We start from the raw sequence: 8,171 nt of genomic DNA, 5'->3' as shown, positions 1-8,171 counted from the left end.
TCTTGGCGTGATAAGCGGGCAGTCCAGCCCGTAGATCTGGCTCTTGTTGTAGAAGGCTTTAAGCCAAGGTCTTACCTGCTGTCCCAGATCGCTGAGGAGTATGTCTCCCTCCGAGACATCAACGAGAGGCCTTCTCGCCTTTCCCTCTCTGCATTTCTGTCTGTGGCTGGTGACCGAGAAGTCCGAGACTACAGACGAGAAGATGCCAAGCTGTGGAGGTTCTAAATGCGTTCGGTAAATACACCGTGTCGCCATCGCTGAGTTTTGTTGGGGTGCTTGATTACTTGTTGGCGGGGGACGAAAATCAAGACCCAGCACCCGCGTTGCCAATCGCGCGCAGCGATAACAGCTTAAATGACCGGAGTTTGGTACAACTCACGCAACTGGCGGCTGTTTATCAGCGCAAACTTTCCGATACGGTTTACTTGCGGTTTTCCTTTGGCCTTCTAGAGCGCGGCTATGGCGGGGCGAGTGCCGAAATCTTGTTGACCCCAAGCGCGAGCAATTTTGCATTCGGTCTCGAAGTGAACGAAGTGAAGAAACGTGACTATGACGACGCATTTGCATTTGTGGATAACACGGCCACAACGGGCCATGGTTCGGTCTATTGGGACACAGGGTACAAGGGCATTTCTGCTCAGTTGGATGTTGGTAAATATCTGGCGGGAGACTGGGGCGGCAAAGTGACCTTGTCACGCTATCATGCAAACGGCTGGGATACGTAGCTGAGTGCGACACTCACGCAAGCCAACAAAGACGAACAACTCAAGTTAGGTCTGCGGGTCTCAATCCCTCTGGGTTGGGTCGCACCGACCACGACTGCGCAGAAAAGCACGCTGCGATTGGGCAGCATTTCCGGGGATGCGGGTGCGCGGTTGAATGTGTCTGATCAGCTCTATCCCAAGGTGCGCGATGCGGGTGATCAGCGCGCATACGACAGCTGGGGGGAGTTCTGGAAATGATGCGCGCGAGTGTTCGAGCATGCCTGCTGTTATCTACCGCTTGATTAAGCGTCACGACAAGATCAACAACCAGACCCAGATAGACCCCATGTTCGCTGCAGTGCCCAATAGAACGGATGTGGCGGCTACACGTTTTGCGCGCCCGTACATGTTTGCAAATAAGTAGGCGTTGATCCCGGGGGCGGAGGCGGCGGTAATGATAGCCGATCGCATCTCAACCGTAGACAAATCTACCAGTTGACCAACGCTGTACACGATCACTGGATGCACTACCAACGACAGGGCGACAACGTAAAGCACCGTGGTCATATCACCTTCGGGTTTATAGCGGTGCAACACGCCGCCAAGCCCGAAGAGTGCGGCGGGCAAGGCGGCACGGATCATCAAATCAATGGCGTCTTGCAAAACACTCGGCACGGTCAATCCGGTGAGGTTCACAACAAATCCAAGCGAAATGCCGATGATCAGTGAGTTTTTGATCGTAGAGGTGAATATGGTACGTGCAACGTCACGGGCAGGCGCGCCGTGGGCTTTGGCAAGCTCCATCCCGATGATGCCAATGCTTAGGTTAAGTGGTGCGTGAATGGCGATGATGGCGTAGTTACCGGTCAGGGCCTCGGACCCGAAGGCGCGCTCGGTGATTGGCAGGCCAAGGAGTACGGAGTTTGAAAAGAGCGCCACAAACCCGATGGCAACTGCGTCTTCCCAATCGCGGTTGAAAAGCACTCTGGCGCCGATCAGCCCCAAAGCGAAACAAACAAATGCGCCTGAATAAAAGCTAAGCAGAATGGGCCAATTGAAGGATTGGCCAAGATCAAGTTTAGCGATGGCCGAAAACAGCAAGCACGGGATCGCAAATCCTTGGGCGAACTTCATCAGCCCGTCGACATATTCTGCCTTGAACAATCCACCCCATGAGGCGGCATAGCCGAAACCGACCAACAAAAAGACAGGAATAATGACGTCAATCAGAGCTTGCATGGCGGGTCCGGCGTGGGTGAGCAGCGTCGTGGGCCTCCGGCGGGGATACTTGAAAACAAAAGAAAGCTAGAGCTGAACTTTTATCTGCATCCCGTCGAAAGCCGGAGTGACGTGATCAGGGGTTTCACGGTTGAGTTTGTCGTAGTCAAGATCGAGATGCATGTTGGTCAGTACCGCTTGGGATGGTCTCAGGCGATTTACCCATTCAAGCGCTTGTTCAACATTCAGGTGTGTCGGATGCGGTTCATAGCGCAGGGCATCAAGAATGAAGTACTCAAGGTTGTTCAGCATCGCAAAACCGTCTTCACCCATGCTGGATACATCAGGCATATAGGCCACGTTGCCAATTCGAAACCCAAGAGCCTCGATAGAGCCATGCGTCACGCGAATTGGCGATAAAATGATCTCGCGGCCATCGCCCGGCACCGTAACATCGCCATCGATTGTGTTAAGGTTTAAAATAGGCGGATAGCTTGAACCAGCTGGCTGGACAAAGGCGTAGCCAAACCGTGAAATGAGGTCGTTTGTCGTGTCGCCATCGGCATAAACATCAAGGCGGCTACGCATGTTGTAGACGATCTGGCGCAGGTCATCGATGCCGTGGACGTGATCTGCGTGGCTGTGCGTATAGACAACCGCATCCAACGCGCCGACACTCGCATCAAGGAGCTGGCTGCGCATATCGGGTCCGGTATCGATTAGGACCGTTGTGGTGCCTTCATCTGTGTGCTGCTCAATAAGTAGCGCACAGCGGCGACGCCTGTTTTTGGGATTACCTGAATCGCACGCCCCCCAGTTTCCGCCGTTGGGCCCCAATCGCGGAACGCCTCCCGATGAGCCGCAACCGAGTATGGTAAACACCCGCTCCATTCAGGCGGCCTTTGAGAACAGGCGGTGAAAGTTGTCCGTGGTCGCTTTGGCGAAATCATCAAGCGATATGCCGAAGACCTCTGCGCCAACCGCCGCGGTGTGGGCGGTGTAGGCGGGTTCATTCCGTTTTCCGCGAAACGGCTTTGGTGCCAAATACGGGCTGTCTGTTTCTACCAAGATACGGTCCAGTGGCGCAGCGGCAAAGATGTCGCGCACTTCTTGCGATTTGGGGAATGTCGCGATGCCCGACATGGATAGATAAAATCCCAAATCGAGAGTGCGGCGCGCCAATTCTGGCCCACTGGAGAAGCAATGCATGACACAGTCAAACGGATCCTTGGCGTAGGCCGCCTCAAGGATGTCTGCCATGTCCTCATCTGCCGCGCGCGAGTGGATGATCAGCGGCAATCCTGTTTCGCGGGCGGCATTGATATGTACGGCGAGGGAGGTTTTTTGCACCTCAGCGCTCTCGGCCGTGTAGTGATAGTCCAGACCGGTCTCACCGATGCCCACAAATTTGGGGTGCTGCGCAAGATCAACGAGCTGTTCCACAGTGGCCAACGGCTCATCCGCTGCAGACATTGGGTGCGTACCCGCCGCATAGTAGACGGGTTGAAATTCTTCAGCGATTTTGCGTACTTGAGGCTCGTTCTTCAACTTTGTGCAGATCGTTACCATTTTGCGCACACCGGCCTCAACGGCCCGCGCCACGATGTCTGCGCGTTCTTCGTCAAAGTCTGGAAAATCGAGGTGGCAGTGGCTGTCGATTATCATGATGGCTACCTTTTTACGGCCCATTTGGCGGCTTCTTGGTCAATCTTTAGGCCCGTATCAACGACCAACACCGCAGGGTCAAGGTTGACTGCTTTGCCATGTCTAAGCCGTGCACCAATGTCTTGGTGAAGTGCAGCCCATGCCTTTGCCGCAGCTTGATTGGGGCTAAGTCGTTGTAACAGCGCGCCTTCGTTGTGTGCTGCCTCCACAGATGGTGCACCTGCAATGCCGGTACGTGCGATCCGTGACAGCAACGTGTCAATCTGGTTCAAAAACAGATCAAACTGGGGTGCCTTGGCGCGCCCAATCATACCGTCGCCAAGTTTGCTGAGTTTAGCTCGATCAAGGCCCGGCGCGTTTTGGAGTAATTCAACCAGTCGGGCATATGTATCAAGACCGCCAAGGTTCAGCAGCCTTAACGCTTCCCCAACAGATCCATCTGCGAGAACGTTTAGGTGATCCATATTCGCGGGAAGTGGTACATCCGCTTGCGCCAAGGCTTGGGTCATATCCTGTGCAGATAACCGGTTGAAAGACAGCGTACGGCACCGTGACCTGATGGTTGGCAGCAGGCGCGAAGGCTGATGGCAGATCAGTAAAAGCGTGGTGTTGGCTGGCGGCTCTTCGAGCAGTTTCAGGATTGCATTCGCGGTCTGAACATTCATTTCATCCGCCGCATCAATGATCACAACACGCGGCGTGCCGTCGGCCGCAGACATGGTGAGAAATTCTTTGAGCCTGCGGGCTTCATCGACGGTGATCACAGTCTTGAGTTTGCTTTTGTCCTTCTCATCCACAGCGCGCCTCAGGACAAACAGCCCGCTTTCGGATCCGGCGGCCATCCGGCGTGCGACGGGATGTTCTGGATCAATGTGCAATGTATTGGGCGCCGCCGTATCGCCGAACATATCTGGCTTCCCCGCTGGGGGCGTGGCGATCAGAAATCTTGCGAAGATATAAGCAAATGTCGCTTTGCCGGTACCGCGCGGGCCTTGTAGCATCCACGCGTGATGTTGTCGCCCAGAGGTGAAGGCATCAAGTACCGCAGCCTCGGCCGCCCCATGCCCAAACAGGCGTGTGGTTTCGCGCGGATGAGGCGCACCTTCAATGCGGTCGGGTTCGGGCAGATCAGACATAGCAAAGGTGTGCCACGGGTCTGGGGTAGGTAAAAGCGCTAATTGCGCCTTCTAGAGGACTGCGGCTTGGACGTCGTGCCAGACGTCTTCAATGGACCTGTTGCCATCAATCACCCGCCAACGGGCAGGATCCTGTTTGGCGAGATCGAGGAACCGTGTACGAAGGGCTTGCTGAAATTCGAGCCCCATGTCCTCAAAACGGTCTTCGCCGCTTGATCTGGCCAAGCCGCGGTGCAGCGCTGTTTTCGGGTCCATGTCGATCAAGATCGTCAGGTCAGGTTCACGCTCAATCATCAAACTGTGCAACGCATCTACTTTGCTGCGTAAATCGCCACGGGTCGCACCTTGATAGACCCTTGTGCTATCGGCAAAGCGGTCACTGATCACCGTTGTGCCGCGATCAAGGGCAGGGCGGATTGTCTTTTCAAGATGGTCACGACGGGCCGCGGTGAACAACAAAAGCTCGGTTTCAGCGGACCAGCGATCTGGCTCGCCCTCAACCAGCAGGCGGCGAATTTCTTCAGCACCCGTTGAACCACCGGGCTCTCTGGTTAAAATTGCGTTGGGCAGAGCATCAGCAAGGCGGCGCGCTTGCGTCGATTTGCCAGAGCCATCGATGCCCTCAAAAGTAATGAAACGTGCAGTCATGGATTAATTCGCCGCCATAAGGGGAACTGTTGGTCCGGCTATTTTGCGGATGACAACGCGGCTTGCGGTTCGCATTCGGCTCAGAAAGCCACCGGCAGAAACGTCGTGTTCGGCAACCAACGGGATACGGGTGTCGGGCAGGCCGTCGACACTCACAACCAACTCGGCCAGAACATCGTCTTTCAGGATTGGTGCTTCGATCGGGCCCGTGTAGGCGACTTCGGCGTTTACCCGATCTGCAGCCAAGACGGGAAGCAGCATGGAAAGGTCCTGCGCAACCGCAAGTCCCACCAGCGGCAAGTCACCGTTCCAGACCTCTGCATCAGCGACTTTGGTGCCAGCAGTAATGATATCTTTCTGGGCGAACTGACGGAAAGCCCAATCAACGATGCGCTCTGCTTCTTCGGCGCGTTCCGCTGCGGTTTGGAGGCCAGTGATTACCAAAATAACCCGGCGACCACCTTGTTTTGCGCTACCCACAAGGCCGTAACCCGCTTCTTGTGTGTGGCCGGTTTTCAGGCCGTCTGCGCCAATATCAAGCGCCAGCAAAGGATTGCGGTTCAACCGGTTTGAGCTTTCTGTCGGGTCAAATAGAAATTCGCGTTGTGCAAAAAGGGGGTAGTGCTGCGGAAAATCTTTGATCAGCAGGTCAGCAAGCGTGCCTAGATCGCGCATCGACATGCGGTGGTCGGGCGCGGGCCATCCGTTGGAGTTGGTAAAGTTGCTGTCCATCATTCCTAATTGGCGCGCTCGGGCAGTCATCATTTTTGCAAAGCCAGCCTCGGTGCCATCTACGCTAAGCGCTTCGGCAATGACCGCGCAAGCATCGTTGCCCGACAAAATAATGATGCCCCTTATGAGGTCCGCGACACTAACGCGTTCGCCGCGTCTAAGAAACAAAGTAGAGCCGCCATAGTTCATCGCGTATTGACTGACGAGCAGCTCTTCATCCATGCTGAGCCTTCCGTCTTCTACGGCTTCAAGTGCCATATAGAGTGTCATCAGTTTGGACATTGACGCCGGAGGCAAAGGTTTCGATGCGTTCTTGGCGAGCAATACCGTGCCGGTTGTCTGGTCTATGACGTAAGCTGCTGTGGCGCGCGTTTCAAAACTATGGGCAGCGCTGAGGGGCAGCATCAAAAATGCCAAAACGATGAGTAACCGATGGGTCATATGTGCCTCATTGCTGATCTGAGCATGCGCCGTTATCTTGGCGCGCGCTCTTTAGTTGGTGACGTAATAGGCGTCATTAAAGCCGCGTGATTTGACCTTTTTCAATAGCCCCGCGCGTTCAGATGTGCTGGTCGCCGGCCCGACGATGACGCGCCAAAAAGTTTTGTCATTGCTGGTTCCTTGAAGAACTTGGGGGATGATGCCCGCCTGACGCATCGCCTCAGCAGTGTTCTTGGCGTTTTGCTCAACGTTGAAAATGCCAATTTGAATAAACGGCTTATTCAAAGTGGAGATAGCGGGGCGTGGTGTTGGTTTGGCCGCTGGCGGCTGTGTTTTTGACGCATCAATGGCATCGGCGGCGGTGGCCACAATATCCTCGAGAGGCTGCGCTTTAACTGCGGCTGGTTTTTCAATGGCTGTTTGTGCAGGTGTAGTCTGGCTCGGTTCTTCCACTGCTTCACGGCGCAAAGCCGTCACGTTGAGTGGCACCGGCTGTCCCGCTAATACCCCGATTGCGTCTGCGGCATCTGAGGAAAGCTGAAGGCTGGGGCCGGGATTGTTGCGTTCACGACGAAAAAGAGCACCGATAACAAATTTTCCGTTTGCTTGATTGCGAATAATAACCCGCTCGGGATCTTGCACATCTGGGTGGGCCACCCAGACACCACCCAAACTCGGGCGTCCATCCCAAAGGCCTGTTTCTGTCACTTGAAACACGTCGGGTGCTTCAACGTCGCGTTCAACAAGTCGCGCGGTAGTTGCGGGTGTGACGGTTGCATCAGGGCTTGCTTGCAGGGCTTCAAGGGACAACTGGCCGTTCTCGTCACATCCCGAAAGAAGCACAGCCGCTGCCAAAAAAGCGCCAACGGAATGCACTGTTGTGATGCGTTTTACAGCCATAATTTCGTCCGTCCTGTGTACCTGCTGTGCGACAAGGTTGGCCCTATTCGCTATCTAATTGTCGCAACCTTATCGAAAGGTCATGCTTTTGAAAAGCGACGGAAATGCTTTAGGCAACATTCCCCACTTTTCGAATCAAAATTTGCACGCTACACGGTCCGAACGCGGAGGTTTGGCAGAGTGGTCGAATGCACCGGTTTTGAAAACCGACGTACGTGAGAGCGTACCCAGGGTTCGAATCCCTGAGCCTCCGCCATATTATCCCTTTAAGTAATTGATTTATAATTAGATTATTAAATTGGGAAAATTTTACCCTCAACCCTACCCACAACAAAAGCACTGATCTCTTCAGCGTCGATTAGGGGGTTACTTGGTCTGTTTCATTGCATTAAAATGTTACGGCAGACCCCGGAGCACGAGCCCTGCGCCTTGGACCACGGGCTTTTAGTATTAGTGTTACAAATTCATTGAGGGGTGATTTTTTTGGGTTGCCCAGCTGAGGAAGTAGACATTGCTTTCGCAAAGCACTTACGGCTGTTGTGCGGACAAAGATGGCATTGAGGCGCCCTTTACGATTGGCCACTTTTTCGTGCCGCTACTGCACCGAACTGCCCTCGGGCTCGCACAGAAATGGGTAATGGTGAAGGGTAGTTCTGCTTGGGCAATACTGTGCATGGTTCGGGTTGACCGGCCCCGCTTACCCAGAGCTCTTTCGATACTTGAATAG

The 8,171-nt window shown here is 54.4% G+C and carries 7 protein-coding genes, 1 tRNA gene and 2 pseudogenes; 3 read left to right on the top strand and 7 right to left on the bottom strand.

Annotated elements, in window-relative coordinates:
- Together ACTF5M_RS11085 and ACTF5M_RS11080 are read left to right on the top strand one after the other, a co-directional pair.
- Nucleotides 1–225, top strand: a pseudogene (locus ACTF5M_RS11085) (integrase); the annotation flags it as partial.
- Nucleotides 213–962, top strand: a pseudogene (locus ACTF5M_RS11080) (YjbH domain-containing protein). The pseudogenes ACTF5M_RS11085 and ACTF5M_RS11080, both read left to right, overlap by 13 nt.
- A gap of 51 nt (nucleotides 963–1,013) precedes the next feature.
- Here ACTF5M_RS11080 and ACTF5M_RS11075 read toward each other — a convergent pair.
- The 7 genes from ACTF5M_RS11075 to ACTF5M_RS11045 form a co-directional block, all read right to left on the bottom strand.
- Nucleotides 1,014–1,943, bottom strand: coding sequence for an AEC family transporter (locus ACTF5M_RS11075; protein ID WP_438961034.1), 930 nt, complete (start codon nucleotides 1,941–1,943; stop codon nucleotides 1,014–1,016).
- A 66-nt stretch (nucleotides 1,944–2,009) separates the two neighbouring features.
- Entirely contained in the window at nucleotides 2,010–2,813 is an 804-nt protein-coding gene (locus ACTF5M_RS11070) for an MBL fold metallo-hydrolase (protein WP_438961033.1), read from the bottom strand.
- Nucleotides 2,814–3,611: a TatD family hydrolase gene (locus ACTF5M_RS11065; RefSeq protein ID WP_438961032.1), complete on the bottom strand. Its 798-nt coding sequence runs from the start codon at nucleotides 3,609–3,611 to the stop codon at nucleotides 2,814–2,816. It abuts the gene before it with no gap.
- The gene (locus ACTF5M_RS11060; protein WP_438961031.1) at nucleotides 3,593–4,723 is read right to left on the bottom strand and encodes a DNA polymerase III subunit delta'; all 1,131 of its coding nucleotides are present in this window, start codon (nucleotides 4,721–4,723) and stop codon (nucleotides 3,593–3,595) included. The genes ACTF5M_RS11065 and ACTF5M_RS11060 overlap by 19 nt, the downstream gene beginning before the upstream one ends.
- A 51-nt stretch (nucleotides 4,724–4,774) precedes the next feature.
- Complete coding sequence (tmk, locus tag ACTF5M_RS11055; RefSeq protein ID WP_438961030.1) at nucleotides 4,775–5,371, bottom strand: dTMP kinase; 597 nt, start codon at nucleotides 5,369–5,371, stop codon at nucleotides 4,775–4,777.
- A gap of 3 nt (nucleotides 5,372–5,374) precedes the next feature.
- Complete coding sequence (locus tag ACTF5M_RS11050; protein WP_438961029.1) at nucleotides 5,375–6,544, bottom strand: D-alanyl-D-alanine carboxypeptidase family protein; 1,170 nt, start codon at nucleotides 6,542–6,544, stop codon at nucleotides 5,375–5,377.
- A 51-nt stretch (nucleotides 6,545–6,595) separates the two neighbouring features.
- A complete protein-coding gene (locus tag ACTF5M_RS11045; RefSeq protein WP_438961028.1) occupies nucleotides 6,596–7,444 on the bottom strand; it encodes an SPOR domain-containing protein in 849 nt (282 codons plus the stop codon).
- 166 nt (nucleotides 7,445–7,610) lie between these two features.
- On the opposite strand from ACTF5M_RS11045, the gene ACTF5M_RS11040 reads away from it, so the two are divergent.
- Nucleotides 7,611–7,700: transfer RNA gene (locus tag ACTF5M_RS11040), tRNA-Ser, on the top strand.
- Nucleotides 7,701–8,171 lie beyond the last annotated feature (471 nt).

This window comes from Nereida sp., assembly GCF_965655635.1.
Taxonomy (GTDB): domain Bacteria; phylum Pseudomonadota; class Alphaproteobacteria; order Rhodobacterales; family Rhodobacteraceae; genus Nereida.
This window is presented reverse-complemented; position numbering and strand designations above follow the sequence as displayed.

Bases quoted from the DNA above. Each gene is read 5' to 3' on its own strand.
- ACTF5M_RS11075 (WP_438961034.1), bottom strand. From the start codon at position 1,943: ATGCAAGCTCTGATTGACGTCATTATTCCTGTCTTTTTGTTGGTCGGT.
- ACTF5M_RS11070 (WP_438961033.1), bottom strand. From the start codon at position 2,813: ATGGAGCGGGTGTTTACCATACTCGGTTGCGGCTCATCGGGAGGCGTT.
- ACTF5M_RS11065 (WP_438961032.1), bottom strand. From the start codon at position 3,611: ATGGGCCGTAAAAAGGTAGCCATCATGATAATCGACAGCCACTGCCAC.
- ACTF5M_RS11060 (WP_438961031.1), bottom strand. From the start codon at position 4,723: ATGTCTGATCTGCCCGAACCCGACCGCATTGAAGGTGCGCCTCATCCG.
- tmk (WP_438961030.1), bottom strand. From the start codon at position 5,371: ATGACTGCACGTTTCATTACTTTTGAGGGCATCGATGGCTCTGGCAAA.
- ACTF5M_RS11050 (WP_438961029.1), bottom strand. From the start codon at position 6,544: ATGACCCATCGGTTACTCATCGTTTTGGCATTTTTGATGCTGCCCCTC.
- ACTF5M_RS11045 (WP_438961028.1), bottom strand. From the start codon at position 7,444: ATGGCTGTAAAACGCATCACAACAGTGCATTCCGTTGGCGCTTTTTTG.